We start from the raw sequence: 25,516 nt of genomic DNA on the forward strand, positions 1-25,516 counted from the left end.
CCGTTCCGTGGGGGGAATCAGATGGGGATGATGCTCACCTCGTCGAACTCGGAGGTGACGAGGGCCAGCGGACTGCGGGAGCAGGCCACCAGGCCGACGTGGAAGGGGGCGTCGCCGAAGCCGGGGATCTCGCCGGAGGCGAGGTCGGTCCAGGTGGCGCCGTCGTCGGTGGACATGGACGCGGTGAAGGCGGTCCCGGTGCGCTTCAGCCGCAGCAGTGTGGGGAGTCGGACGGCGCCGCTGCCGGAGAAGGCGGAGGCGCCGGCGACGGTTTTGCGCAGCATCAGCTGAGCGGTGGTGCCGCCGGTGACGATCACCCCGGCCGCCTGGTCGAACGGTGACAAGGACTTCGCCATCAGCAGCCCGACGCGGTCGGCGGTGACTCCGGTGCGGGAGACCAGCCGGGCGGTGACCAGGCAGTCACCGGTGACGGGCCGCCGTACGAACTGCGCTGTCATTCCCTGGTTGTTGACGGTCAGATCCACACCCGCGCCCCGCACCACGAAGGTCCCGTCCTCGTGGGAGGTGCTGCCGGGGGTGAGGATCGCGGCCACGCCCAGCGTCCCGAAGGCGCGGTCGTCGAAGACCACGTCGCCGAGGTCGCCGTACGTCCAGGGGGCCGGCGGGGGTGTGCCGACCGTGAGGGTGAGGGTTCCGGTGCCGTCGCCCGCCGCGTTCCCTGCGGTGGTGGTGACGGTGAACTCGCCGGTCTCGCGCGGGGTTCCGTGGATCACGCCGGTGCGCCTGTCGACGCGGAGGCCGTCGGGCAGACCGGTGGCGGTGAACCGTACGGGCTCGTGGGAGGCCCGCAGAACGTGTCGGAAAGGGACTCCTTTGTTCGTGAACGCCTTGGGCGGGGAGGTGAGTTCGGGCCGGGAGGGGGTCGGCATCACCGCGGAGGAGGGTTCCGAGAGCGGGCCGCGCCCGGCCGTGTTCGTCTTCGCGACGGCGTAGTGGTACGCCGTCCCCGGTGTGCCGGTGGCGTCCGCGTACTGGATGCGGGTGCCGGAGCCGACCGGGCCGACGCCGGTCGCGAGGGTGACGTACGGGCCGTCGGGGTCCGTGGCGCGCAGGACCTTGTAGCGGGCGGAGAGGTCCGGGTCGGTCCAGGCCAGTTCGACGGCGTCGGCGCCGGTCGTCGCCCTCAGGTCCCCTGCCGTGCGGGCGGGCTTGGGGACGGTCCAGACCTCGCCGGCGGAGGCGGAGACCACGGTGACGTTGTCGAAGGCGCCGGTGCCGGTCTCGGCGTAGTCCGCGTCGACGCCGAGGCAGGAGGTGAGAAGGAGGCCCGCGTACGCGGTGCGGCCCAACTCGACCTCGGTGGAGCCGACTTCGGTCCAGCGGATGCCGTCCGGGGAGATCGCCCCGGTGCAGCGGCGGCCCTTGCGGGTCACCCGCACCCAGTAGGGCATGCGCAGCCGGTAGCCGTCGCCCGCGCCCTCGACGTACGGAGCCTCCAGCGGGGTCGCGGACTCGGGCAGGGTGCCGAGACCGGAGATCGGGAAGGAGGCGCTCGTGGTGATCGCCGTCTGCTGCGAGGGCGGGACCGGTGTGCTTCCGGTCGCGGAGACCTCCGCTCCCCGGGCGGGCCGTACGGTCCACACGCCGCTCCAGGTGTGCAGCGGCAGCCCCTGGATCACCATGGCCGCGTGGGCCGCGTCCGCGTCGAGGGAGTCCCGGAGGCTGACGCCGATCTTGGAGTACTGCGAGCTCAGCGGCCACACGATCCGCGCGGTGACCGAGCCGTCGCCGCGCAGCGGCAGATGGACGAGCCGGTGCGTGTCGGCGGTACCGCTCGCCTCGAGTACGAACCGCTCGCCATCGAAGACGGCCGAACCGGGGATCCTGACCTCCCCGATGTCCTGGGTCGACCAGGGCTCGGGAAGACCGGCGGTGGCGGAGGCGGGGGCCGAATCACCGCTGCTGCCCAGGGAGTTGGTGGCGCTGACGGTGTAGTGGTACGTCCGTCCCGCGCGCACCCGGTCGTCGGTGTACGTCGGCTTGTCGATGCCGGTGGCGAGCGTCTGGTACGGCCCTTCGGGGCGTGTGGCGCGCAGGACGGTGTAGCCGGTCGCCCAGGTGGACGGCAGCCAGTTCACGGTGACGTGGGTGCGGTCGCCCGCCGCCGTGACCCCCGCGGGTGCGGCCGGCACGGTCCCCGAGGGTGCCGTGGCTCCCGCGTAGGCGAAGGTCCCCCAGCTCGGCAGGTCGTCGTTGCTGCCCTCGACGACCCGGGCGCCGCCGGTACCGCGGAAGACGGCCGCCTTGGTGTACGGGGTGTCGAGGCCGCGGACACCGGCGTAGTGGGCGTAGGCCATCTCGTAGACCGGCGGGAGGGTGCCGCGGCCGATCGCGGAGACGGTCGTCTTGATGTACTTGCCGGTGCGGTCGAGGTCGGGGGCGAAGGGGACGTCGCCCCCGAGGTTGTAGCGCGCCGCGTACTCGAAGTTCGCGAGGATCCGGTTGTCGTCGTGGCCCCACAGGTCGACGCCCTGGTTCCAGGCGACCTGGGCGATGTCCCCGGTCAGGCCGACCGCGAGCTGTTCGTGGCCCTGGTCGCGGCCGGCCTCCTGGCCCTGGCCGGCGTCGGTGACGATGCGGTGGGCGAGGGAGCCGTTGCCGGCGCCGGCCGCGGCGAAGCGCAGGGCGTCCTCGAAGAGAGTGGGCTCCTCGCAGAACACGCCTATGGCCAGGATCGTCTGAAGGGCCGTCAGGTCCCAGTTGCCGTTGGCGTAGAGCATGTAGCCGGAGACGGCCGGATACCAGACGTCCAGGAAGGACCGCTCGCAGCGGGCGATGTCCGTCTCCGCCCAGCCGTCGTAGCCGGTGTGGCGCAGCAGTTCGGCCGCGTTGACGAACTTGAAGGCCTGGAGCCCGGCACCGAGCGGGCCGTCGGCGCCCGTGATCATGGCGAGCGAGGCCGACCAGGCGTTGAGGAGGTCGCGGGCCTTGTCGGCGTTGGCGCGGTTGCCCGTGACCGCCCACATGAGGGCGTTCTGGTAGGCGGCGGCCGAGTCGGCGACGGCCTGGTTCTGGAAGTTGGTGGGGCCGCGGCCCCAGGAGGTGATCTGCCCGGTGTTCTGGATGGTGTACGTCGACTGGGAGCGCGCGTGGGCGGCGAACGCGAGGTAACCGTCGTAGACCGGGGACTGCTTGGCGGCGACCGCGGCCTTCATACGGGCGAGGTCGTCGGCGGTGTGCAGGAGGCCGGGGTGTGTGAAGGCGCGGGAGCCAGTGGTGCGCGTGGCGGCCCGGGCGGTGCCGGGTGCGAGCAGTCCGCCCGCGCCCGCCACCAGCAGCAGGGCGGCCGTGCCGCCGAGGAAGCCCCGGCGGCTCGGAGCGAGGTCGGTTCTCAGGGGGCTGGCGCTCATGACGCGGCGGCCGCCTCGGCCTCGGCGGTGGTGATGAACTTGAGGTTGGTCACGTGCTCGTTGGAGAACCACTGGATCGTGTCCGTGGTGTAGTACCAGCTCGGCTTCTTCATCGAGTCGGCGACGACGAGTCCGTTGATCACCAGGTTCTCGAAGGTGACGTCCTTGATGGCGTGGTGGGCGTCGTAGCCGAGGAAGAGCGACGGCTTGGCGTTGGTGCCCGTGTAGCTGAGGTTCTTGACGTAGACGTTCTCGATGCCGCGGCCGACCGAGGTGTTGTACTTCGTGTTGTACATGACCTTCATGTAGATGACCTGGCCCCAGCGGAAGTCCTCGATCCGCACGTCCTCGATGCGGACGTTCTTGATCAGGTTGGAGTCGCCGGGGTTGAGGGCGATGCAGCCCTGGTAGTTCATCTGCGGTTCGCGGTGGTCGAGGATGTCGAGGTTCTTGAAGCGCAGGTTCTTCAGTGCCTCGGGGTTGTCGGTGTTGCCGTGGGTGCCGACGTTGATGGGGTGGGCGACGTCCGCCCAGAGCGTGGAGTTGCGGACGGTGACGTCGGTGGTGTCGCCGTAGTAGTCCCAGCGGTGGGTGTAGATGGCGATGCAGTCGTCGGAGTTGCGCATGAAGACGCCGTCGACGACGACGTTGCTGGAGCAGAACACGTCGATGCCGTCGCCCCAGCCCTTGGAGCTGAAGGAGCCGAGACCCTTGATGGTGACGCCGGTGGCCTCGCCCAGCTGGACGGCGTAGCCGTTCGGGTTGAGGACGGTGACGGCACCGATGGAGATGTTCCGCGAACTCTCCACGAGGGCCCCGCCGCCCGCGGTCCCGGCGAGCACGCCACGGCCGGCGATCCCGGCGTGCTCCACGCCACGGAAGATCACGGTCGCCTTGAGGACGGCGCCGCCGTCGAGGTACACGGTCTTGCCGGACGGGACGAGCAGGGTGCCGTCGGCGGTGGTGTGGACGCCGGGGCCGTAGTAGAGGACGTCCGGGTCGTCCTGCGCGGGCTTGTTCTTCTCGATCGCGCGGGCGAACAGGTGGAGACAGTCGAAGATGTCGTCGTTGATCTGGACGACGAGGTTGCGCGGCTGGTCGAGTGTGAAGCGCAGGGTGTCACCGAGCACCTCGGGCTTGATGCCGTAGGAGTCCGGCCGCACCCGGACCTTGGTGGTGCCGCCCTTGAGGTAGGTGACCTCGACCTCGACGGACCCCTGGAAGTCGAAGTACGCCAGCGAGGAGTTGTAGGTCTTGCTCGACCCGGTGGTGGGGTTGATCTCGCCCAGCTGGGGCCGCCAGATGTCGAGGGTCTGCCACTCGCCGTCGGGGGCGGTACGGACCCGCACCTTGAAGCTGGTGTTGGTCGGCATGGCGGACGGGCGGGGGTAGGTGACCAGCTTCGGGGTGACGGGGGCGGTGTCGTCGGCCCGGGCCGCGGTGGCCGTGAGGTGGGTGAGGCCGGCGGCGAGCGCGGTGGCGCCGGCCGCCTGGAGAGCCGTACGGCGGGACAACGGCGTGTTCATTCGGAACTCCTTGCGAACAGGGGTACGAACAGGGGTGCTGGGACGGCTACTTGAGGCCGGTCGTCGACATACCGGCGACGAAACCGCGCTGGGCGACGAGGAAGATCAGCAGGATCGGCACGACGTACATCACCGAGGCCGCGGCCTGGAGGTTGGTGACCGGGGTGCCGGCCGAGGTGACGTAGGTGGACATGACGGCGACCGCGAGGGTGGTGCGGTCCGTGGACAGCAGGAGCTGGGGGGCGATGTAGTCGCCCCAGGTCCAGGTGAAGGCGATCACGAAGCTCGCGGAGAGGACCGGCCAGGACTGCGGGAGGAAGATCCGCCAGAAGATGGCCGAGTAGCCGCAGCCGTCGACGATCGCGGCCTCCTCCAGTTCCCGGGGCAGCCCCGCGAAGAACTGCCGGAAGAGGAAGACCAGATAGGGGGCGGAGGACAGGCCCCACAGCACCCACGGCCAGTACGTGTCGACCATGCCGAGCTTGGCGAAGATCAGGTAGGTCGGCAGCAAGGTGATCATCTGAGGCAGCATCATCGAGCCGAGCAGAATGCCGAACAGCGTCTTCTTGCCGGGGGCTTCGAGGCGGGCGAAGCCGAAGCCGACCCAGGCGGAGCTGAGGGTGACGAGGGTGGCGTAGATGAGCGCGATGATCAGGGAGTTGCGGGCGTAGCCGAGGAAGTCGATGAGATTGAAGGCATCGGCGATGTTGTGCCACTGGACGTGGTCCGGCAGCCAGTGCACGGGCGAGGCCGCCAGCTCGGCCGGGGTCTTCAGGCCGGAGATGACCAGCCAGCCGAAGGGGCCCAGGAACAGGCCGGTGATCGCGACGAGAACCGTGTACAGGACGAGGCGGTTGACGCGCAGGCGCGGGCCGCGCTTCGGGGTGAGGCTGGTGGCGGTCACTTCTTCGCCTCCGGGTCGACGTTGTAGAACACCACGCCGGACGTGGCCTTGAAGATCAGTCCGGTCGCGACGAGGATCAGGACGAAGAGCACCCACAGCAGCGCGGAGGCGTAGCCGTAGCGGCCGAACGCGAAGTACTCCGCGAACACGTGCATCATGTAGAGGTAGGTGGACTGCGGGAGCGCGGTGATGCCGGCCGGGGTCGGGTCGGGGGCCAGCAGCAGCGGCATGATGGTCTGCACCGAGGCGATGACCCCGGTCACGGTCTGGAAGAGCAGCACCGGCGACAGCAGCGGCACCGTGATGCTGCGGAAGCTCCGCCAGGCGCTCGCGCCGTCGATACGGGCCGCTTCGAGGAGCTCGCGGGGGATGTCCTGGAGCCCGGCCAGCGAGATGATCATGATGTTTCCGGCGGTCCAGAGCACCGTCATGATCAGTACGTAGCGGGCGTAGGGGTCGGCGAGCCAGCCGAGGGCGTCGATACCGAAGAGGTTCAACACCCCGTTGGCGGCACCGGAGTTCTGATCGAAGAGCTGCTTGAACGCGATGCCCGCGCCCACCGGAGGCACCACCGCCGGCAGATAGAGCAGGGTGCGGAACAGCCCACGTGCCTTGAGCGGCCGGTTCACCAGTACGGCGAGCCCGAGTCCGGCGATGATCGACAGGGGCACCGAGGTGATCGCGAACAGGCCCGTGCGGCCCAGCGACTTCCAGGTCTGCGCGTCGGAGAACAGCTCGCGGTAGTTGCCGAATCCGACGTAGCGCCAGTGCGGCGAGATGCCGTCGAAGGTGGTGAAGCTCAGCCACAGCGCGTACACCATCGGGGCGATGGTCAGCAGCGCGAAGCCGATGATCCAGGGCGAGGCGAACAGGTAGAACGCCCGGTGCCTGCGGGTGGCGATGGAGGTGCGCGGCCGGGTGGTGACCGGGCCCGCCACCGGGGCGGAACCGCGCCGGTCAGTGACCGACGTAATCTGATCAACCGTCATCCCACCTGCTCCTTACCGCGTTTGAGCTGCTCGTTCATGGCCGAGTTCAGGCGTCCGGCGAGGGTGTCGACGGAGATGCCGCCGTTCATGGCGGCCGGGGCGATCTGGTTGAAGAGGGCGAGGAGCGAGTCCGCGGTGGCGTACGGCGTGAAGGCGATCACCGAGTAGTGCTTCAGCTCGGCCTCCTGCACCGCCAAAACCCGCTTCTGGTAGTCCTCCTGAGCGGGCATCAGCGGCCGGAGCGACTTCAGGGTCGGGATGCCCCAGCCGCCGGAGGCGCGCGCCTTGGCCGGTCCCTCGCCGAAGAACCACTCGAACACCCGCCAGGCGGCGTCCTTGTGGCGGGACTTGCTCGGGATCCAGAAGCCGGTGCCGGCCTGGCAGGGACTGACCCGTCGGCCGCCCTCGAAGTACGGCGCGGGAGCGAGCCGGGAGAGCGGCGCGAGCTTCTTGTCCGCGTTGATCAGACCGCCGAGCCAGTAGCCCGAGTTCGACATGGCGAGCCGGTTCGCCTGGAAGGTGGGCCCGTCCCAGGAGTTGGGGTCCGGCTGGATGATGCTGGGCCCGACCTTCGTCCGGCAGTAGTCGATGTACCAGCCGAGCGCCTTGCGGGCCTCGGGGGTGGTGAAGTCGACCCGGGAGTAGTCGTCGGTGAAGAGGTTCCCGCCCGCGGCCACGGTGAGACTCGCCAGAAGGTTGGGGGTGAGCACGCCGTTGTAGCTGCCGCCGAACACGGTGGTCTGGCCGTTCTTGCGGCGGGTCAGCCGCTTGGCCTTGTCCAGCCACTCCTCGTACGTGACCGGGTCCAGCTCGGGCGGGTAGTCGACGTCCGCCTGGTCGAACAGGGCGGTGTTGTACCAGAACATCGAGTCCTGGGAGAAGTCCTTCGCCATGCCGTAACGCGGGCCCTTGCCCTGGGTACGGCCGTCGTAGCGCCACAGGTCGTTGACCGGGTCCAGGTCGGCCGGCCTGAGGACGCCGCTCTTCGCGAAGTACGGGTCCAGGTCCTCCATCACGCCACGGGCCGCGTAGTACGGGGCGTCCACGGCGCCGACACCGCGTACCAGGTCCGGCGGGTTGCCGTTGGTCATCATCGCGATCAGCTTGCTGGTGCTGTACAGCACCGTGTTGATCCTGACGCCGATGTCCTTCTGGGCCTGCTGGAGCAGCTCCGGCGAGATGTCGTCGGGCTTGGCCATGATCGTGACGGTCTCGCCGGAGCCCCCGACGGCGCTCGACACCCGCATCGCACAGCCGCTCAGCGCTGCCGCCCCCACCACGGCACCGCCTGCGGAAAGGGAGAGAAAACGGCGGCGGCTCACCGCGGCACCGGCATGTGGGCGCACGGCGCACCACCTCCTGATCTGTCCGTTCATGGGAGTCATGGGGTCCGTTCATGGGACGCGGCCGTCCGTGGACAACCGGTTGCTGCGCTGGGGCAGAGCTTCAGCCCTGGCTGGAAACGGCGTCAAGAGGCTTGACGGACTTTCGAAAAGACTGCGTAACCTCGTCGACATGGCTATGGCGCAAGAAACCGGTTGTCATCCAGGCCACTTCAGTGATTGACCACCCCTGGAAGCCAGACCTACGGTAGATCTGCTGTAGAAGGCGTTTTCAGAAACTGTTTCCGCTCAGTGCGTCAGGAGTGACATGCCCAGCCCGCAGCCACCCAGGGCCGTGTTCGCGATGGATCCCGTGCACCTCCCCCTTCTCTTCCCCCCACCCCTGATGACCCGGCTGAGCGAGGCCGCCGGCCTCGACCCCGCGCTCGTCGTCCGGGACTTCACCGACCCGGTCGCGGCGGACGCCCTGGCCCGGGCCGATGTGCTGATCACCGGCTGGGGCTGCCCCCACCTCGACGCCGGCGTCCTCACCGCCGCGCCCCGGCTGCGGACCGTCCTGCACGCCGCGGGCTCCGTCCGCTCCCTCGTCGGCGACGCCGTGTGGGAACGCGGGATCACCGTCTCCAGCGCGGTCACCGGCAACGCGCTGCCGGTCGCGGAGTACACGCTCGCGATGATCCTGCTGTGCGGGAAGGAGGCCTTCGAACACCGGGAGCGATTCCGGGCCACCCATGCGTATCCGGCGCCCGTAGAGACCGCGGGCGTGGGGAACGTGGGGCGGCGGGTGGGGGTCATCGGGGCGTCCCGGGTGGGGCGGCGGTTGCTGGAGCTGCTGCGGCCGTTCGACTTCACGGTCCTGTTGCACGACCCGTACGTGAGTCCCGCCGAGGCCGCCGCGCTGGGGGCCGAACTCCTTTCGTTGGACGACCTGTTGAGGCACAGCGACATCGTCTCGTTGCATGCGCCCGACATTCCGGAGACCTATCGGATGCTCGACAGAGCCCGGCTCGGGTTGATCCGGGACGGGGGTGTGCTCATCAACACCTCCCGGGGAGCGCTGGTCGATCCCGACGCGCTGACCGACGAACTGGTCTCCGGGCGGCTGCGTGCGGTGCTCGACGTCACCGAGCCCGAGCCGCTGCCCGCGGGGTCGCCGCTGTACCGGCTGCCCAACGTGTTTCTCACACCGCACATCGCCGGGTCGCTCGGGAACGAGCTGGAGCGGCTGGGGCGGATCGTGGTGGAGGAGCTGGAACGGGTGGTGGCGGGGGTGGGGTTGGAGCATGAGGTGCGGTATGCGGATATGGGTCGGGTGGCTTGAGGTGGGGGTGGGGCGGTGTGGTCAGCCCGGCATTGTCACCTGCCCCCGGGTCGCTGCAGGCACCCCGGCTTTATCACCTGCCCCCGGGGCACTGCAGGCACCCCGGCTTTATCACCTGCCCCCGGGTCGCTGCACTTGCCCGCACCACCTTGGTTCGGTCGCCTCCGGGGGCGCCTCAGTCGGTGTCGAGCGACCGATCGTGCTCGGCGCTGCGCGCCTCCGCGCTCCCCCACTCTCGACTTCGCTCGAGCGGGAGGTGCCCCCATGGCCTCTCGACACCGACGCGCCCCCTCCGGCTCCCTCACGGCCGGTGTCCGGGGTGCAGTGCGCGTTGGTGGGCACTTGCCGCCCGTTGGTACCTACGCCGCCGGAATCGTGCCGGAGTAACAATGGGATACGGTTTCCGGGCCCTGGGTCCGGGCCACTACCGTTAAGGGAGCCGCAAGGGTGAGTCAGCGCAAGGCGTCCGGGGACGTCGGACGGGCCACCATCCGGGACGTGGCCGAGCGGGCCGGGGTGTCCGTGGCCAGTGTGTCGCGCGTGTTGTCCGGGAACTATCCGGTCTCCGAGGACCTGCGCCGCAAGGTGATGAAGGTCGTGCGCGACCTGGACTACGTCACCAACGCGCACGCCCGGTCGCTCGCCGGGGGCGGCACACCCACCGTCGCGATCCTCATCAACAACATCACCGGTGCCGCGTTCGCCCACGTGGCCAAGGGAGTCGAGGGCGCCGCCACGCTGCGCGGCTGGCTCTCCCTGGTGGGGACCACCGGGGACGATCCCGAGCGGGAGCTCGCCCTCGTCAACCTCATGCGCCAGCAGGGGGTCGCGGCGGTGGTGCTGCTCGGCGGCGCCTACGACTACGACGAGTACCAGCTGCGCATGGCCCGGTTCGCCCGTTCCCTGGACGCCGCCGGGTCGCATCTCGTGCTGGTGGGACGGCCTCCGCTGGAAGGTGCCGTGCCGGCCACGACCGTCGACTACGACAACGAGGGCGGCGCCTACGCCATGGCCAGCCATCTGCTGTCGGCCGGGCACCGGAAGGTGCTCGTACTGCCGGGGCATGCCGAACTCACCACCGCTCAGGGGCGGTTGAACGGGGCCCGGCGCGCCTTCGAGGCGTACGGCGTGCCGTTCGAGGCCGGCATGGTGCGGCACGGACCCTACGACTACGAGCACGGGTACGCGGCCGTCGAGGAATGCCTGCGCGACGGACTCGACTTCACCGCCGTCCTCGCCGGGACCGATGTCGTCGCCGCCGGTGCCATGCAGGCCTTGCGCGCGGCCGGGCTGCGGGTGCCCGAGGACGTGTCGATCGTCGGGTACGACGACATCCCGCTCGCCTCCCAGCTCACCCCGCAACTCACCACCGTCCACGTGCCCTACGAGGAGATGGGACGGGTCGCCCTGCGGGCCGTCGCCGATCGGCGTGAGGGGGGCGGAGCGCGACGCAAGGGGGCCGACGGGGACCATCTGGTGCTGGGCACCCATGTCGTCGTACGGCACTCCGTACGACCGCCCGCACAACCCCGCCAGCAACAGAAGAAAGAGATCGTTTCGTAAACGGTTTCCACAGATCATCAGGGCCTGGCCAGGCTGCCGCGTCGGGCCGCCGGGTCTCGCGTTCGTCGCGTCCATAGGCCTCTGAACTGGCGGTATGGCAGGTGCAGTGCGGACGCGGAATGCGCACACGGGCCTAACCCCACGGACAAACCGGCGTAACAAATTGCCGTCTGCCTCTTGCTAACCACCGGGCCGTCGGCCTACCGTCCCAGCAACCGGTTACTACAGCTTCTGCTGGGCCGACCCCCCGCAACCGCGAGCCGATGGAACTTCCGGCCGCCGTTTCCGGCCGACACCGAGCCGCCGATCCCCTCTCTCCTCTCCGAGACGCCCTACTTCCCGAAGGAACACGGTCAGATGAACTTCAGCAGCCCCCGGAGAAGGTTCGCCCGCGTCGCCGTTGCGGGACTCGCGTTGTCAGGTCTGCTCACCGCGTGCGGCGGGTCGGACGATTCCGGCGACTCGCAGTCGTCGGGGCCTGTCACCCTCCCCTTCTGGGGCTGGGCCAACGGCCAGGACGCCGTCGTCAAGGCGTTCAACGCCTCGCACAAGGACATCCAGCTGAAGTACACGAAGGTCACCGACCAGCTGACCATGCAGAAGCAGCTGACCAACGCGGTGAAGGCGGGCAACGCGCCTTGTCTCGTGCAGAACACCGCCGAGTACGTCACCAGTTGGGTCGCGCAGGGCGCGCTCGCCGACATCACCCAGTACGTCGAGGGCGAGAAGGGCAAGTTCAACACCGGATCGTGGGCGAGTGCCCAGGTGCAGGGGAAGTCGTACGGCGTGCCGACCAGTTCGTCGCCGAACTTCACCATCTACCGCACCGACATCTTCAAGAAGTACGGCATCAAGGCCCCGACGACCTGGGACGAGTTCATCGCCGCGGGCAAGGAGCTGAAGAAGCACGGCATCAAGATCACCAACTACGCCGGTGAGGACCCGAGCACGCTCGAGGTGCTGGCCATGCAGGCCGGGGCGCACTGGTACTCCATCGACGGCAATTCCTGGAAGGTGGACTTCCAGGACGCGGGCACGCTGAAGGCCGCCAAGGTGATCCAGGAGATCATCGACAACGACCTCAACAGCAAGTTGTCGTTCGCCGACTACGCGGCCGTGCAGCGCAACTACGACAACGGCGGGACCGCCACCCGGCAGATCTCCACCTGGCAGATGGCCGGCATGGTGCAGAACTTCACCAAGTCCTTCGGGGACTGGGGGCTGTCGCCCTGGCCGGCGTTCACCGGTGAGGCCGCCAAGACCCCGGCGGGCACCAACCTGACCGGCAGTGTGACGCTGGTGACCAAGGGGTGCAAGAACCAGAAGCAGGCCGCCGAGGCCGCGCTGTGGATGTCCACGAACACCGGCGCGGTCAAGACGATGGCGAACCCCGAGACGGGCAACGGCGTGATGCCGGCGCTGGCCGACAGTGACGCGTACGTGCCCGAGGCGGTCTCCCAGAAGCTGCTCGGCTCCCATTACCAGGCGGGTCAGCAGGTCGTGAAGGACAGCCTGAAGACCGTCACCACCGACTGGACCTTCGGGCCGAACTGGACCGCGATGTTCACCGAGATGCAGGCCGGCTGGGCCAAGGTGGTCAGCAAGGAGCAGACGGTGACCCAGCTCCTCGCCCACATGCAGGAGTGGACGGTCAACGACCTGAAGTCCCGCGGCATCAGCGTCAAGGGCTAGAGGCTGAGGGCTGCTACTGATGATTCGCTCTCTGCGCTGGAAGGGTGCCGCCTTCACGGTGCCCTTCCAGCTCGGCTTCGTCTTCCTGTACCTGCTGCCGATCGGGTACGCCGTCTACCAGTCGCTGTACCGGTCGCAGTCCTCCGGGCTGGGGCTCGGTGGCACGACCGACGAGTTCTCCGGTCTGGACAACTACCAACAAGGGCTGACCGACTCGGCGTTCATGGGCTCCGTGCTGCGGGTGGTCCTCTTCGCCTGCGTGCAGATCCCGATCATGCTGCTGGTCAGCCTGGTGCTGGCGCTGTTCCTGGACGCGCTCAGCTCCAGGATGGCCGGGCGGTTCCGGATCCTGCTGCTGGTGCCGTACATGATCCCCGGTGTGGTCGCCGCGATCGTGTGGCTGAACCTCTACAGCCCGGACGTGGGCCCGCTCACCCCGCTCGGCGAGATCTTCGGGTTCTCCTGGAACTTCTTCGCGCCCTCGATGGTGTGGCCGTCCATCGGCAACCTGCTGACCTGGCACGGCATCGGCTACAACATGGTCATCATCTACTCGGCGCTCCAAGGCGTGCCCCGCGACCTGTTCGAGGCGGCGCGGCTCGACGGGGCCTCCGAGCTGCGGATCGCCCGCAGCATCAAGATCCCGTTCGTGCGGGGGGCGTTGGTGCTGACGGGGATGCTCTCCATCATCCAGATGCTCCAGATCTTCAACGAGCCCGCGCTCTTCCGGAACGTCACCCCGCAGACGGTCAGCGACTCCTTCACCCCGATCATGATCATCTACAACCAGGCGTTCAACGCCGGCAACTACCACTACGCGGCGGCCCTTTCGGTGCTGCTCGCCCTGATCCTCGGCGTCGCCTCCTTCCTGTTCTACCGGTTCACCTCGAAGGAGGCCGACTGATGACCCTCATCGAGGAACCCACGAAGACCACGCCCGTCCGGCGGCTCAACGAGCCTGATCCTGCGGGCCGTTCGCGGGGCGGGCAACGGTTCCTGCTCGTCGGACTGTCCCTCGCGAGCGTCTACAGCCTCTTTCCGGTGTGGTGGCTGGTCGTCGCCGCCACCAAGGACCGCACCGGGCTCTACCAGACCAACGGACTGTGGTTCTCCGGCTGGCACCTGTGGGACAACCTGCGTCAGCTGTTCACCTACGAGCACGGCATCTTCCTGCGCTGGACGGCGAATTCCTTTCTCTACGCCGGTGTCGGCTCGCTGGGTGGCACGTTGCTGGCGCTGGCAACCGGTTACGGCCTCGCCCGCTTCGACTTCCCGGGCCGCAACCTCGTCTTCGCGTGCGTGGTCGGTTCCTTCCTGATCCCGATCGCGCTGCTGACGCTGCCGCTGTATCTGCTGTTCTCGGAGATCGGCATGGTGGACACGCCCTGGGCGATGCTGATCCCCTGTCTGATCAACCCGTTCAGCGTGTACCTCGCCAAGGTGTACACCGAGGCCACGATCCCCTTCGAGCTCCTGGAGGCGGCTCGTATCGACGGTGCCGGAGAGCTCAGGATCTTCTTCAGCATCGTGCTGCGGATGATGACCACCGGGGGCGCGACGGTGTTCCTGCTGGCCTTCGTGAACACCTGGAACGCCTTCTTCCTGCCGCTGACCGTGCTGCGCGGCGAGAACAACTGGACGCTCAACATCGGTCTCTACAACTGGTCCGGCAAGCGCCTGGAGTCCGGCGTCGACCTCACCAGTCTGGTCCTCACCGGCGCCCTGCTGTCCATCGTCCCGATGGCGATCATGATGGTCGCGATGCGCCGCTACTGGCGTTCCGGAGTCACCCTCGGAGCCCTCAAGTGACCCTGCTGCGCAACCCGGTGATCCGCGGCTTCGCCCCCGACCCGTCGATGGTGCGCGTCGGCGACCGGTACTACGTGGCGACCAGCTCCTTCGAGTGGTTCCCGACGATCCCGCTGCACCGCTCGCGCGACCTCGCGCACTGGGAGTACGCGGGCCATGTCGAGGGTGCCGTCCCGGGCAACTCGCTTGCGGGCGTCCCCGATTCGGGCGGCATCTGGGCACCCTCGCTGAGCTGGGACGGCGAGCGGTTCTGGGTGGTCTACTCGATCGTCCGCTCGGTCGGAACGCCGTACTTCGACACGGACACGTACGTCTCTACGGCGGCTTTCTCTACGGCGACGGAGGCGACCGGCGCGTGGACGGCTCCGCGGCGGATCGCGAGCCATGGCTTCGACCCCGCGCTCTTCCACGACGGGGGCCGGCTGTGGCTGCTCAACCTCCAGAACGACCACCGCCCCGGCGGACGGCGTTTCGCGGGGATCGTGCTGACCGAGCTGGACCGGGAGACGCTGGCGCCCGTCGGCGGAACCCACCTGCTGCTCCAGCACGAACGGCTCGTCGAAGGACCGAAGTTGGTCCACAAGGACGGCTGGTACTACCTCGTCGTCGCCGAGGGCGGCACCGGTTTCGAGCACGGGGTACTGGTGGCCCGCAGCCGGGAGATCACCGGCCCGTACGAACTGGACGACCGACCGCTGCTGACGTCCCGGGACGACCCTTCGCTGCCCTTGCAGAAGGCCGGCCATGGCGAACTGGTCCAACTCCCCGACGGAAGCTGGGTGCTGAGTCACCTGGCGGCCCGCCCCCTTCACACGCCGGACGGCCCGCGCTGCCCACTCGGCCGTGAGACGGCGATCCAGGCCGTGACGTGGGACGCGGAGGGCTGGCCGAGGCTGCGGCACGGGGGTCCGCACCCTGCGCTCGATATCGAGGTATCGACCCACCCGCGACGGGAAGACGGCGGGGCCGCTGCCCCGAGGCCTTCCGGGCCAGAGGCCCAGACCGGCACCCCGCCCCAACCGCACCCGGCGGTCCAGACCGCCGTATCCACGCACCCGCAGCCGTCGGAGCAACCCGCACTCTCGGACGATCCGTTGGGCTGGCCCTGGAGCACTCTCCGGGCCGCGCCCGAGCCCTCCTGGGCGGACGTCGCCGCGCGGCCTGGCTGGATTCGGCTGCGTGGGCGGCACGGGCCCGAGTCGTGGTGGGCGCACAGTCTGCTGGCCCAGCGGATCACCGAGCACCGGGCGGAGGCCCAGGTCACCGTGGAGGCCCGGCCGACGACGTTCACCCAGGCCGCCGGTCTGGTGCTCTGGTACAACACCGAGTCCTATCTGGCCCTCGACCTGACCTGGGCGGAGCCCGAGGGCGAGGAGCAGCGCGGCCAGCAGTGGCGGAGCGGCGGCGGACGGACCGTGCTCAGCCTGATCGAGCGGGACGAGGGCAGCACCCGGCAGGTGGCCGTGGTCGACGTTCACACGGAAAGCGCCTTCACGCTCGGGGTCACTGTGGAGGACGGGCTGGCTCGCTTCTGGTCCATGGGCGCCGACGGCACACGGACACCCGTCGGCCCGGAACTGGACTTCACCCGCCTCTCCGACGACCACGGGTCCAAGCTCCGGTTCACGGGCGCGATGGCCGGAATCCACGCCGTGGACCTGGTCGGCGCGGCCTTCACGGCCGACTTCACCGGGTTCCGCCTGAGCTGCGGGTAGCGTTCGACGTTTCGAAAGCCAGGGGAACACCAAGACCCGCGAAGCCCGACCTCTTCCCGACTTCATCGGGCGAACCTAGGGTAGGAAGCGCTTACTGTTTCCGCGCTGGTCGAAAACTTTCATGGCCCTCGGGCGGGCCGGAGAGGTGGTTCCCGATGGTCCGCACGGGGAGTGCGAGCGTGGCGGCCGGTCCCACGCTGGCGGTCGTGGCCCGGGAGGCGGGCGTGTCGGTACCGACCGCCTCCAAGGTGGTCAACGGGCGGGAGGACGTGGCCCCCGAGACCCGCCGCCGGGTCACCGAGGCGCTGGACCGGCTCGGCTACGTCCGCAGACCGAGGTTCGACGCGGCGAAGGCGTCGGGTCTTGTCGACCTGGTCGTGCACTCGCTGGAGACCTCCTGGTCGGGAGCGGTGCTGCACGGCGTGGAGGCGGCCGCCCACGACGCGGGTCTCGAGGTGGTCGTCTCGGCCGGGCCGAACCGCACCCGGGCCGGGCGCCCGGAGCGCGGCTGGCTGGACAAGCTCACCGCGCGCGGCTCCTCCGGGGTGCTGTTCAACCTGACCGAGCTGACGTCGTCCCAGTACGGCTGGCTGGACCAGCACCGCATCCCGTACGTCCTGATCGACCCGGTCCTGGACCCGCCGCCGGGCGTCGTCTCGGTGGGCGCGGCGAACTGGCAGGGCGGAGTGACGGCGACCGAGCACCTGCTGGCGCTGGGGCACGAACGCATCGCGGTCGTCGCCGGCCACCAGCGCAAGATGTGCAGCAGCGCGCGCGTGGCGGGCTACCGCTCCGCGCTCGCGGCGGCGGGGATACGGCAGCGGCCCGAGTACGTCCGCCACGCCGGCTTCGACGAGAGCGCGGCCCACCGCCGCACGCGGGAACTCCTGGACCTGCCCGAACCGCCCACCGCGGTCTTCGCCTGCTCCGACCGCATGGCCCTCGGCGTGTACGAGGCCCTGGCCGAACGGGGCCTGCGCGTCCCGGACGACATCAGCGTCGTGGGCTTCGACGACCTGCCCGAGGCCCGCTGGACCACCCCGGCCCTCACCACGGTCCGCCAGCCCCTGTCGGAGATGGCGGCGACGGCCCTGCGCCTGCTGGTCCGCATGATGGAGGGCGACCGCCCGGAGAGCACCCGGACCGAGCTGTCGACGCGGTTGGTGGAGCGGGCGAGCACGGCCCCACCGGCCGGCTGAATCGCGTCGACGCGTCCCGTGCCCCGGCGTACGCCTCCCCCGGTCGGCCCCTACCTCCTCGTATCGGCTGCATGTGCCACTGACCACCGGTTTCGTTCATCTTCGGTCATCTGTGGGCGGCGGGAACTGGCCGGGGCGGACGGGCGTCGAACGATGCGGCGGGGAGGGGGGCCGCTGCCCCTGCCGGGGCCGCGGCGAGCACTTGGGGGACAACCATGACGCGCTGGCGGCCGCTGCCGGACTCGCTTCCGAGGGAGGCGCGGCATCTCGTCGAGCAACTGCGGCACCTCAAGGACCGTACGGATCTGAGCCTCGCCGAGCTGGCCCGGCGCACCGCGTACAGCAAGTCGTCCTGGCAGCGGTATCTCAGCGGGGCCAAGCAGCCGCCGCGCGGGGCGGTGGAGGCGCTGTGCCGGGTGGCGGGCGCGGATCAGGCGCGGCTGCTGGCGCTGTGGGACCTGGCCTCCCCGGTCTGGCCGTACGGCACGGTGGTGGCCGCGGTGGCGCCGGAGGTGGTGCCCGAGGGGGCGGTGCCGGCGGGTCCCGGTCTCGAGTACCGGCGATGGCGTACGGCGGCGCTGGCCGCGTTCGCCGTCATCGTGCTGCTGGTGGCGGGGGTGCTGTGGGCGTGGCCGTCGAGGGGCGGGTGACCGCAGGGCCGCCCGCTCCCCCGTCGGCGGACGTCAGCCGACCTGGTCGTAGTACGCGATCCGCCAGGGGCCGGTGCCCTTGAGCTTCACCCGGTACTTGCCGCTGACCCGCTTGTAGTCGACGTCCCGCTTGTCGCCGTCGTAGCGGACACCGCCGCCCGGGACGGGGCCGTGGAGCCACTGCTGGGCGAACTCCCAGCTCTGGTCGGTGACCACGCCGTCGTTGTCGGTGAGGCCGTAGTGCTCCTGCCACCACTGCGTGGCCGACTCGGTCTCCGGGCCGAACGAGCCGTCGATCTGGCTCTTGGAGTAGTTGTGCCAGTCCCCGTCCTCGTCCTGCCACTTGGCACCGTCCGCGTACAGGACGGATTGCCACAGGGCTGTGGCGTTGCTGTCGGCGTGGTCGTCGACGCCCAGGTTCTCCTCGTCCTGCCAGTCGTCGCTGACCACACCGTTGCCGTCGATGCCGTGGTACGAGGCCGCACTGGCCGTCGGCGCCACGGCGAGGCCGAGGGTGCCGGCGCCCAGCAACGCTGCCGTCACCATCGCGACGGCCCGTTTGCGCATGATCATGGAAGTCTCCTTTTCCGAACCGCCGTGGTTCCCCCCGTGGTTCCCCCTGGGGCGGCTCGTTTCGCTTGGCACGGCACAGCCTCACAGCCTGAGGTGCGCACGGCGAGACCTGCCGAAGTCCCCGGACCGGCGGGGGACGGCCCGTCCCGCGTACGGCGGTGTGGTCCGGGAGCGCGGGTCGTACGGGGACCTGCTGGGACGGAACGGGACGGGCGACGGGGCCTGTTCAGAAGTCGCCGTACAGGTGTTCCATCGGGCGCGTCGCTGTGCGTAGCCTCGGGGCGGTGAACGTGATTCCCGCACGGCTGGACCATCTCGTCCTCGCGACCCCGGACCTGGCGGCGACGGTCGCCGACTTCACCCGGCGCACCGGCGTGACCCCCGCGCCCGGCGGTGTGCACGTCGGCCTCGGCACCCGCAACCACCTCGTGTCGCTCGGCGGTACCGCCTATCTGGAGATCATCGGCCCGGACCCGGAGCAGCCGGAGCCGACGGGGCCACGCCCCTTCGCCGTCGACACGCTCGCCACCGCCCGCACGGTGACCTGGGCGATCGGCCCGCCCGACCTGGACGCGGCGGTCGCGACCGCCCGGGTCCGCGGTTACGACCCCGGTGAGATCCGCCCGATGAGCCGCCGCACACCCGACGGAACCCTGCTGACATGGCGCCTCACGGACGGTGACACCCAACATCCCTCCGGCCTGGTCCCCTTCCTCATCGACTGGGGCCGCTCCCCCCATCCGACCGCTTCGGGCCTTCCCGCCACTCCCCTGCTGTCCCTGACCGCGACCGCCCCGGTCCCGGGCGAGATCCGGCCCCTCCTCACCGCCCTCGACGCCGACCTCCCCCTCACCGAGGGCCCGGTGGGTCTCTCCTTCACGCTGGACACTCCGCGGGGGCCGGTGGTCTTCGGCTGACGTGTCCGATTCCTTCAAGACCGGGCGTCCGGGCGCTGCCTACGGTGGCGGCATGACTCCACGATTCGATGCCATCGGGTTGGTGGCCTCCGACATGGCCGCCTCCGTCGCCTTCTACCGGCGGCTCGGATTCCCGTTCCCCGAAGGGGCCGAGACGCAGCCGCACGCGGAGACCGAACTGCCGGGCGGTGTGCGGCTGATGCTCGACACCGAGGAGACGATCCGCTCCTTCCACCCCGGATGGCGGGCACCGGCGGGCGGCAGTCGCACCGGGCTCGCGCTGCGGTGCGACAGCCCGGCCGAGGTCGACGCGGTGTACGAGGAGCTGGTGGGCGAGGGGTTCCACGGTGAGCTCAAGCCGTGGAACGCCCAGTGGGGGCAGCGGTACGCCTCGCTGCACGACCCCGACGGCAACGGCGTCGACCTGTACGCCCCGCTAGCCGGCGGCGAGTAGCCGCCCGAGCGGGACGCCCGCCAACTCCTTCACGTCCCGCGCGAGATGGGCCTGGTCCGCGAACCCGCTCCGCACCGCCGTCTCCGCGAACGGCACCCCGGCCCCGGCCAGCGCGAGAGCCCGCCCCAGCCGCAGGATCCGGGCCAGTGTCTTGGGCCCGTACCCGAAGGCCGCGAGCGACCTTCGGTGCAACTGCCGTGCTCCCAGACCAAGTTCATCGGCGGTTACGGCGACGGGGCGGCCCGCGTCGAGGGCGGTCACGAGGGCGTGCAGGGCGGGGTCAGTAGGGGCGGCACGCTCCAGGGCGATCTCTTCGAGTGCCGTGGCGGGGTCGGGGGCCTTCTCGACACGGCTGCGCAGCCGCCGTACCTCTGGAGCCGGCCAGAGATCGGCCAACTCGACGCGGCGGTCCCGCAGTGCATGGGCGGGCACACCCAGGAAGGCGGGCGCTGTCCCCGGGTAGAAGCGCACGCCTGCCCAGGCGCTCGGGGCGCCGCCGGTGATGTACGCACGCGTGTCGGGCCCGGCGACGAGCAGCCGCCCTTCGTTCCAGAGCAGATCCATGCACCCGTCGGGCAGCACACGTCCGGTGCCGTCACCGGTCCAGATGACGGCACCGGCAAGCCGGGACGCCCGTTCCGTGTACACAACCCCAGGCTACGATCAGCCGCCGCCGACCCGCATCCGAAACTCCTGCGGGCTGACCCCGTACCCCCTCTTGAACGCACTGGACAGCGCGAACGCGCTTCCGTACCCCACCTGTCGGGCGATCGCCTCGAGCGTCGAAGGACTCCCCCGCAGCAGATCCGCCGCCAGCGCCAGCCGCCATCCGGTCAGATACGTCATCACCGGCTCCCCCACCAGATCGGTGAACCGCCGAGCGAGCGCGGCCCGCGAGACGCCGGCCTTGGCCGCCAGGGACGCCACCGTCCACGGATGCGCGGGATCGTCCTGCACCAGCCGCAGCACCCGCCCCACGACAGGATCCGCCAGCGCCGCGTACCAGGCGGGCGCCTCCGCCTCGGGCCGGGAGAACCAAGCCCGGAGCGCCGCGATGACCAGCAGGTCCAGCATCCGGTCCAGGACGACCTCCTGCCCCGGCTCGTCGCGCACGATCTCCTCCATGAGGAGTGGGGTCAGCGGGCACTCCCACACGTCGGTTGTGAGCGACAGCAGCGGTGGCAGCGCGTCCAGGAGCCGGTTGCTGATCTCGCCGTCCATCAGATACGTCCCGATGAGGATCACCGTCTCGCCGTCGAGCCGGTCGCCCCAGGTGCGCACCCCGAGGTCCATGGAACCGTTCAGGGCCCGCCCGTCGGGGTAGCTGCACTCCGCGCCGGGCAGGATCAGTGCCTGCGGGGCCGTTCCGGGGTCGTCGGCGCAGGTGTAGGGGTCGGGGCCGCGGGCGATGGCGAGGTCGCCGGGGTGCAGCCGGATCCGCTCGCCCGAGTCGGGCACGATCCAGGCGTCACCCCGGACCATCAGCATGACCGTCAACGGCGCCCGGTCCTCCACCCGCACCGCCCACGGCGGGTCGAAACACGCACGGATCATGAAGGCGCCACGCGCCCGCGGTCCTTCCAGCAGGCCTGCCAGAGCGTCCATGCGGCCAGCGTAGACGCGCGCGCATGGGAATGAGCCGTTCAGCGATGGTCCCTTGCGGCGGACGGCAGTTGACTCGACGGCATGACACAGAACGCGCGGAACATGACGGTGGTGGTGACCGGTGCCTCGGGTCGTACGGGCAGCCGGGTGGCGCGGTCCGCGGAGGCGGCGGGGCTGACGGTCCGGGCGGCGTCGCGGGCGCAGGGGTTCGACTGGCAGGACCGGTCGACGTGGGCGCGGGTGTTGCGGGGCGCGGACGCGGCGTACCTCGTGTACCCGTCGGACATCGGCGCTCCGGGCGCCGCCGAGGTGATCGGGGCGGTCGCGCGGGAGGCGGTGGGGATCGGCGTACGGCGGCTGGTGCTGCTGTCGTCGCGGGGGCAGGAGCGGGCGCGGGACGCGGAGGAGGCGCTGCACGCGTCGGGGGCCGACTGGACGGTCGTACGGGCCGCGTGGTTCGCGCAGAACTTCAGCGAGGGGCCGTTGGTGGAGGGGCTTCGGCTGAGCGGGGAGTTGGTGTTTCCGGCGGGTGAGGTGCGGGAGCCGTTCGTGGATGTGCGGGACATCGGGGACGTGGTGGCGGCCGTGCTGGTGGCGCCGGACCGCTATGTCGGAGAGACGGTCACCGTCTCGGGAGCCCGGCTGCTGACCTTCGGCGAGGCGGTCGCGGAGATCGCGAAGGCGACGGGGCGGGAACTGACGTACCGGGCGGTGTCGCCGCAGCAGTACGGCGAGAACCTGGTCGGGTTCGGGGTGCCGGCCAAGGAGGCGGAGGCGCTGGTGGAGGCGTTCGCGCAGCTGCTGGACGGGCGCAACGCGTATCTGTCGGACGGGGTGCGGGAGGTTCTCGGCCGTGCGCCGCGGGACTTCGCCGACTTCGCGAGGGAGGCGGCGGCTGCGGGGACCTGGAAGGTCTGACCCCGGCCCCGGTCAGTGGAACCGCCCCCCTCAGGAGTCCTCCGGCTTCTGCGGGGGGTGCGTCGTCTTCGCGTGCGTCCGCAGCCGCGAGGTCACGTCCTCCGGCGGCAGGAAGCGGGACCACCTCTCGGGGAACTCCGAGGGCATGTCGGGGTCCTCGGGGTCGGTGTCGGTGTCGTGGTGTGCGGCCGCCCGGGCGACGTACTGCGCGACCTGCGCCTCCCGCATCCGCTCGTTCGCCGCGCGCGCCGCCGCCGTCGACGCGGCAGGCCACACGCGGTCGATCGCGGCGTTCACCGCGGCGCCCACCAGGACCGCGAAGGCCGACACCCCGATCCACAGGAGCACCGCCACGGCCGCGGCCAGCGAGCCGTAGATCGTCGCGCCCTCGATCGTGCTCTGGAGGTAGATCCTCAGCAGGAAGCTGCCCAGCACCCACATGGCCAGCGCCACCAGCGCGCCGGGGACGTCCTCGATCCACGGTGAGCGCACCGGTACCGACAGGTGGTACAGCGTGGTCAGGAAGGCGATGGACAGGATGATCACCACGGGCCAGTACAGGACCTGCACCACCGTCGCCGACCAGGGCACGATCCGTACCACCGCGTCCGGCCCCGCCACCATCAGGGGCAGTGCCACCGAGCCGATCAGCAGGGCGGCGATGAACAGCGCGAACGCCACGAGCCGGGTCTTGACGATGCCGCGGACCCCGTCGAGGCCGTACATGACGGTGATGGTGTCGATGAAGACGTTCACCGCGCGGGACCCGGACCACAGGGCGAACAGGAAGCCGACGGAGATGACGTCGGGCCTGCCGCCCTTCATCACGTCGTCGAGGATCGGCTGCGCGATCTGCCGTACGCCCTTGTCGGACAGGACCGTGCGCGCGGCGTCCAGGATGTTGGCCTCGAGGCTGCTGATGCTGTCGGTGCCGGTCCAGTCGTCGACGTAGCCGAGCAGTCCGATGAGGCTGAGCAGCAGCGGCGGCACGGACAGCAGCGAGAAGAACGCGGCCTCGGCGGCGAGCCCCAGGATGCGGTACTCGATGCACGAGTTGACGGTGTCCTTGAGCAGCAGCCAGGCGGTCCTGCGCTTCGAGACGTTCCGGTAGAGGGCACGGGCCCGGTGGAGCCGGCCGGAGGGCCGCTGAGGGGATTCGCTTGCTGCCTGCACGACCTAAAGGTATCCGCCAGGGCAGCGTGCACTCATCCCCCGGTCGGGGTCCGGGGCACGTCCGTGCGGGGAACGCCCGCTCGTGTTCGGTTCCGTCATACCTCGGAAAACGCCGGGCAACCCCGAGGAAATCGTCAAGGAAATCGAACTCCTTTTCTGTCATGAACCCGTTGGCCGGATTTCGAGGCCTGGAAAACGGAATGCCGGACGGCATATGCACCGCTCATCGGGTGAGTTCCCCGGTGACGCCACCGGACGACATGAACAGGGCATACCGCCGACGAACGGTCGACCAGCAAGAAACCGCCATTGACCGAAACGCGCTTGACCCGTTCATGAGCCCGTCGAAACAATTCGGATTGCATTCTCAGGGCCCTGACCAAGGCTCGAGCAGGCCACCCCGTCCCCGCCGTGTGGCCACTTCAGGCACATACCGAACCGCTCCTTCTCTTATTTCATTCCGTGCCTCGCGGCACTTCTCTTTCTTCCGGCACACCGGAACCACGGGGGTTATTCTTCATGATTTTCCGCTGTGTGGTGAACAGCGGGCGATATTCCGCCGTATCCCTCTCTGGAGAATTTCCATGCCTGTTCCGTACGCACCGAAGCGTGCCGTGCCGCGCATCGTGGGGGTCGATGTGGCACGGGGTCTCGCCCTGCTCGGTATGTTCTCCGTTCACGTGTTCGGCGCGTTCGACGCGGCCGGCTCGGTCACACCCGCCTGGATGTTCGCGGGCGGCCGTTCCTCGGCGACGTTCGCCGTGACGGCCGGGATCGGCCTGGCCTTCACGACCGGCGGACGACGGCCGGCGACCGGGCGGCCCGCGGCCGCCGCGGTGGCGGCCCGGGCCGGCGTCATCGCGCTGATCGGGCTGCTGCTCGGCTACGCCTCGCGCGCGGCGGACCTGGACGTGGACGTGATCCTGGCGTTCTACGCCCTGCTGTTCCTGATCGCGATTCCGCTGCTGGGCCTCGGTCCGCGCACTCTGGCGTGCCTGTCCCTGGCCCTGGCCCTGGGCGCCCCGTTCGCCGTGCACGCGCTGCGGGGCGTGCTGCCGGCGCCCGCCTTCGACGGCGACCCGACCCTCCAGGACGTGGTCACCGACCCGCTCGGCCTGGTGTCGGACCTGCTGGTCCACGGCGACTACCCGGTGCTCGCCTGGACCGCCTATCTGTGCGCCGGACTCGCCCTCGGCCGGATGGACCTGACGTCACGCACGGCCGCACCCCGGCTCTTCGGCGGCGGTCTCGCGCTGGTGGCGGGTGTCTGGCTGGTGTCGTCCCTGGTGCTGTTCCGGTACGACGGGCTCCGGCACCTGTGGCGAGCGGAGTTCCCGGGCGCCTCCCGCACCGAGGCCCTGTGGGACAGCCCCGACAGCGCGACCTGGTGGGCGTTGCTCTCCCGCGCGCCGCACGCGACCACGCCCTTCGACATGCTCCTCACCCTGGGCTCGGCGACGGCGATCCTCGGCGGCGCCCTGCTGCTGACCAGGAGCGCCCTCCTCACCCGGGCGCTCACGCCGCTCGCGGCGGCGGGCAGCATGCCGCTGACCCTCTACGTCGCTCACGTGCTCCTTCTCGCCACCGGCGCACTCTCCGGCTCCCCCGGGCTCCTCTACGCCGTCATGACGACCGGAGCGCTCCTCTTCGCCCTCTCGTGGCGGCACGTCGGGCGTGGCCCGCTGGAAACGGTCGTCGCAGGCGCGGCCCGGCGGTGTCGCGAGGCCGTAACACCGGCGCCGTCCCAGGAACCGGTGGAGAGCCCGGTCCGACTTAGCAAGCACATCGAATAGC

At 70.0% G+C, this 25,516-nt stretch carries 21 protein-coding genes; 12 read left to right on the plus strand and 9 right to left on the minus strand.

The genetic code is table 11. The features are described 5' to 3' along the window. Positions 1-17 precede the first annotated feature (17 nt). The 5 genes from ACIBJB_RS08565 to ACIBJB_RS08585 are packed head-to-tail and all read right to left on the minus strand — an operon-like array spanning position 18 to position 8,136. Positions 18-3,371: a putative Ig domain-containing protein gene (locus ACIBJB_RS08565; RefSeq protein ID WP_398927884.1), complete on the minus strand. Its 3,354-nt coding sequence runs from the start codon at positions 3,369-3,371 to the stop codon at positions 18-20. Further along, on the minus strand, positions 3,368-4,897 hold the full coding sequence (locus ACIBJB_RS08570) for a glycosyl hydrolase family 28 protein (protein ID WP_398927886.1): 1,530 nt from the start codon (positions 4,895-4,897) through the stop codon (positions 3,368-3,370). Before ACIBJB_RS08570 ends, ACIBJB_RS08565 begins: the two co-directional genes overlap by 4 nt. A gap of 46 nt (positions 4,898-4,943) precedes the next feature. Continuing rightward, the gene (locus ACIBJB_RS08575; RefSeq protein WP_266509609.1) at positions 4,944-5,801 is read right to left on the minus strand and encodes a carbohydrate ABC transporter permease; all 858 of its coding nucleotides are present in this window, start codon (positions 5,799-5,801) and stop codon (positions 4,944-4,946) included. Next, entirely contained in the window at positions 5,798-6,790 is a 993-nt protein-coding gene (locus ACIBJB_RS08580) for a carbohydrate ABC transporter permease (RefSeq protein WP_398927889.1), read from the minus strand. Before ACIBJB_RS08580 ends, ACIBJB_RS08575 begins: the two co-directional genes overlap by 4 nt. Beyond that, positions 6,787-8,136, minus strand: coding sequence for an extracellular solute-binding protein (locus ACIBJB_RS08585; RefSeq protein ID WP_398927891.1), 1,350 nt, complete (start codon positions 8,134-8,136; stop codon positions 6,787-6,789). The genes ACIBJB_RS08580 and ACIBJB_RS08585 overlap by 4 nt, the downstream gene beginning before the upstream one ends. A 304-nt stretch (positions 8,137-8,440) precedes the next feature. Here ACIBJB_RS08585 and ACIBJB_RS08590 point away from each other — a divergent pair, with 304 nt between their 5' ends. The 8 genes from ACIBJB_RS08590 (at position 8,441) to ACIBJB_RS08625 (ending at position 18,082) form a co-directional block, all read left to right on the plus strand. Continuing rightward, a complete protein-coding gene (locus ACIBJB_RS08590) occupies positions 8,441-9,454 on the plus strand; it encodes a hydroxyacid dehydrogenase (RefSeq protein ID WP_398927893.1) in 1,014 nt (337 codons plus the stop codon). A 447-nt stretch (positions 9,455-9,901) separates the two neighbouring features. Then, positions 9,902-11,017: a LacI family DNA-binding transcriptional regulator gene (locus ACIBJB_RS08595; RefSeq protein WP_398927895.1), complete on the plus strand. Its 1,116-nt coding sequence runs from the start codon at positions 9,902-9,904 to the stop codon at positions 11,015-11,017. A 357-nt stretch (positions 11,018-11,374) separates the two neighbouring features. Further along, entirely contained in the window at positions 11,375-12,709 is a 1,335-nt protein-coding gene (locus ACIBJB_RS08600; RefSeq protein ID WP_398927897.1) for an ABC transporter substrate-binding protein, read from the plus strand. Between the two features lie 19 nt (positions 12,710-12,728). Continuing rightward, on the plus strand, positions 12,729-13,613 hold the full coding sequence (locus ACIBJB_RS08605) for a carbohydrate ABC transporter permease (protein ID WP_069763690.1): 885 nt from the start codon (positions 12,729-12,731) through the stop codon (positions 13,611-13,613). Then, on the plus strand, positions 13,613-14,518 hold the full coding sequence (locus ACIBJB_RS08610) for a carbohydrate ABC transporter permease (protein WP_398927900.1): 906 nt from the start codon (positions 13,613-13,615) through the stop codon (positions 14,516-14,518). Before ACIBJB_RS08605 ends, ACIBJB_RS08610 begins: the two co-directional genes overlap by 1 nt. Then, the gene (locus ACIBJB_RS08615) at positions 14,515-16,233 is read left to right on the plus strand and encodes a family 43 glycosylhydrolase (RefSeq protein ID WP_398927902.1); all 1,719 of its coding nucleotides are present in this window, start codon (positions 14,515-14,517) and stop codon (positions 16,231-16,233) included. The genes ACIBJB_RS08610 and ACIBJB_RS08615 overlap by 4 nt, the downstream gene beginning before the upstream one ends. Positions 16,234-16,388: 155 nt before the next feature. Next, positions 16,389-17,432, plus strand: coding sequence for a LacI family DNA-binding transcriptional regulator (locus ACIBJB_RS08620; protein WP_398927904.1), 1,044 nt, complete (start codon positions 16,389-16,391; stop codon positions 17,430-17,432). Between the two features lie 215 nt (positions 17,433-17,647). After that, entirely contained in the window at positions 17,648-18,082 is a 435-nt protein-coding gene (locus ACIBJB_RS08625) for a helix-turn-helix domain-containing protein (RefSeq protein ID WP_398927906.1), read from the plus strand. Between the two features lie 33 nt (positions 18,083-18,115). On the opposite strand, the gene ACIBJB_RS08630 is transcribed toward ACIBJB_RS08625, so the two are convergent. Then, complete coding sequence (locus ACIBJB_RS08630; protein WP_398927908.1) at positions 18,116-18,655, minus strand: peptidoglycan-binding protein; 540 nt, start codon at positions 18,653-18,655, stop codon at positions 18,116-18,118. 284 nt (positions 18,656-18,939) lie between these two features. On the opposite strand from ACIBJB_RS08630, the gene ACIBJB_RS08635 reads away from it, so the two are divergent. Together ACIBJB_RS08635 and ACIBJB_RS08640 are read left to right on the plus strand one after the other, a co-directional pair. Then, entirely contained in the window at positions 18,940-19,572 is a 633-nt protein-coding gene (locus ACIBJB_RS08635) for a VOC family protein (protein ID WP_398927910.1), read from the plus strand. 52 nt (positions 19,573-19,624) lie between these two features. Next, a complete protein-coding gene (locus tag ACIBJB_RS08640; protein ID WP_398927912.1) occupies positions 19,625-20,026 on the plus strand; it encodes a VOC family protein in 402 nt (133 codons plus the stop codon). On the opposite strand, the gene ACIBJB_RS08645 is transcribed toward ACIBJB_RS08640, so the two are convergent. Together ACIBJB_RS08645 and ACIBJB_RS08650 are read right to left on the minus strand one after the other, a co-directional pair. Beyond that, the gene (locus tag ACIBJB_RS08645) at positions 20,009-20,674 is read right to left on the minus strand and encodes a helix-turn-helix domain-containing protein (protein WP_398927914.1); all 666 of its coding nucleotides are present in this window, start codon (positions 20,672-20,674) and stop codon (positions 20,009-20,011) included. The genes ACIBJB_RS08640 and ACIBJB_RS08645 overlap by 18 nt on opposite strands. 15 nt (positions 20,675-20,689) lie before the next feature. Beyond that, positions 20,690-21,631: an AraC family transcriptional regulator gene (locus tag ACIBJB_RS08650; protein WP_398927917.1), complete on the minus strand. Its 942-nt coding sequence runs from the start codon at positions 21,629-21,631 to the stop codon at positions 20,690-20,692. Positions 21,632-21,712: 81 nt separating this feature from the next. On the opposite strand from ACIBJB_RS08650, the gene ACIBJB_RS08655 reads away from it, so the two are divergent. After that, entirely contained in the window at positions 21,713-22,549 is an 837-nt protein-coding gene (locus ACIBJB_RS08655; RefSeq protein ID WP_398927920.1) for an NmrA family NAD(P)-binding protein, read from the plus strand. A 30-nt stretch (positions 22,550-22,579) separates the two neighbouring features. Here the strand turns inward: ACIBJB_RS08655 and ACIBJB_RS08660 are convergent, their stop codons facing one another. Further along, positions 22,580-23,722 (minus strand): YihY/virulence factor BrkB family protein, encoded by a 1,143-nt coding sequence (locus ACIBJB_RS08660; protein ID WP_398927922.1) that lies wholly within the window; start codon positions 23,720-23,722, stop codon positions 22,580-22,582. A 584-nt stretch (positions 23,723-24,306) separates the two neighbouring features. On the opposite strand from ACIBJB_RS08660, the gene ACIBJB_RS08665 reads away from it, so the two are divergent. Then, positions 24,307-25,515 (plus strand): heparan-alpha-glucosaminide N-acetyltransferase domain-containing protein, encoded by a 1,209-nt coding sequence (locus ACIBJB_RS08665; RefSeq protein ID WP_398927924.1) that lies wholly within the window; start codon positions 24,307-24,309, stop codon positions 25,513-25,515. Position 25,516 lies beyond the last annotated feature (1 nt).

This window comes from Streptomyces sp. NPDC050759 (assembly GCF_044456945.1).
GTDB lineage: Bacteria > Actinomycetota > Actinomycetes > Streptomycetales > Streptomycetaceae > Streptomyces.

What these genes read in the sequence shown, in the direction of transcription:
- ACIBJB_RS08565 (WP_398927884.1), bottom strand. Translation starts at nt 3,371, where the DNA reads ATGAGCGCCAGCCCCCTGAGAACCGACCTCGCTCCGAGCCGCCGGGGC.
- ACIBJB_RS08570 (WP_398927886.1), bottom strand. Translation starts at nt 4,897, where the DNA reads ATGAACACGCCGTTGTCCCGCCGTACGGCTCTCCAGGCGGCCGGCGCC.
- ACIBJB_RS08580 (WP_398927889.1), bottom strand. Translation starts at nt 6,790, where the DNA reads ATGACGGTTGATCAGATTACGTCGGTCACTGACCGGCGCGGTTCCGCC.
- ACIBJB_RS08590 (WP_398927893.1), top strand. Translation starts at nt 8,441, where the DNA reads ATGCCCAGCCCGCAGCCACCCAGGGCCGTGTTCGCGATGGATCCCGTG.
- ACIBJB_RS08600 (WP_398927897.1), top strand. Translation starts at nt 11,375, where the DNA reads ATGAACTTCAGCAGCCCCCGGAGAAGGTTCGCCCGCGTCGCCGTTGCG.
- ACIBJB_RS08605 (WP_069763690.1), top strand. Translation starts at nt 12,729, where the DNA reads ATGATTCGCTCTCTGCGCTGGAAGGGTGCCGCCTTCACGGTGCCCTTC.
- ACIBJB_RS08610 (WP_398927900.1), top strand. Translation starts at nt 13,613, where the DNA reads ATGACCCTCATCGAGGAACCCACGAAGACCACGCCCGTCCGGCGGCTC.
- ACIBJB_RS08620 (WP_398927904.1), top strand. Translation starts at nt 16,389, where the DNA reads ATGGTCCGCACGGGGAGTGCGAGCGTGGCGGCCGGTCCCACGCTGGCG.
- ACIBJB_RS08625 (WP_398927906.1), top strand. Translation starts at nt 17,648, where the DNA reads ATGACGCGCTGGCGGCCGCTGCCGGACTCGCTTCCGAGGGAGGCGCGG.
- ACIBJB_RS08630 (WP_398927908.1), bottom strand. Translation starts at nt 18,655, where the DNA reads ATGATCATGCGCAAACGGGCCGTCGCGATGGTGACGGCAGCGTTGCTG.
- ACIBJB_RS08640 (WP_398927912.1), top strand. Translation starts at nt 19,625, where the DNA reads ATGACTCCACGATTCGATGCCATCGGGTTGGTGGCCTCCGACATGGCC.
- ACIBJB_RS08650 (WP_398927917.1), bottom strand. Translation starts at nt 21,631, where the DNA reads ATGGACGCTCTGGCAGGCCTGCTGGAAGGACCGCGGGCGCGTGGCGCC.
- ACIBJB_RS08655 (WP_398927920.1), top strand. Translation starts at nt 21,713, where the DNA reads ATGACACAGAACGCGCGGAACATGACGGTGGTGGTGACCGGTGCCTCG.
- ACIBJB_RS08665 (WP_398927924.1), top strand. Translation starts at nt 24,307, where the DNA reads ATGCCTGTTCCGTACGCACCGAAGCGTGCCGTGCCGCGCATCGTGGGG.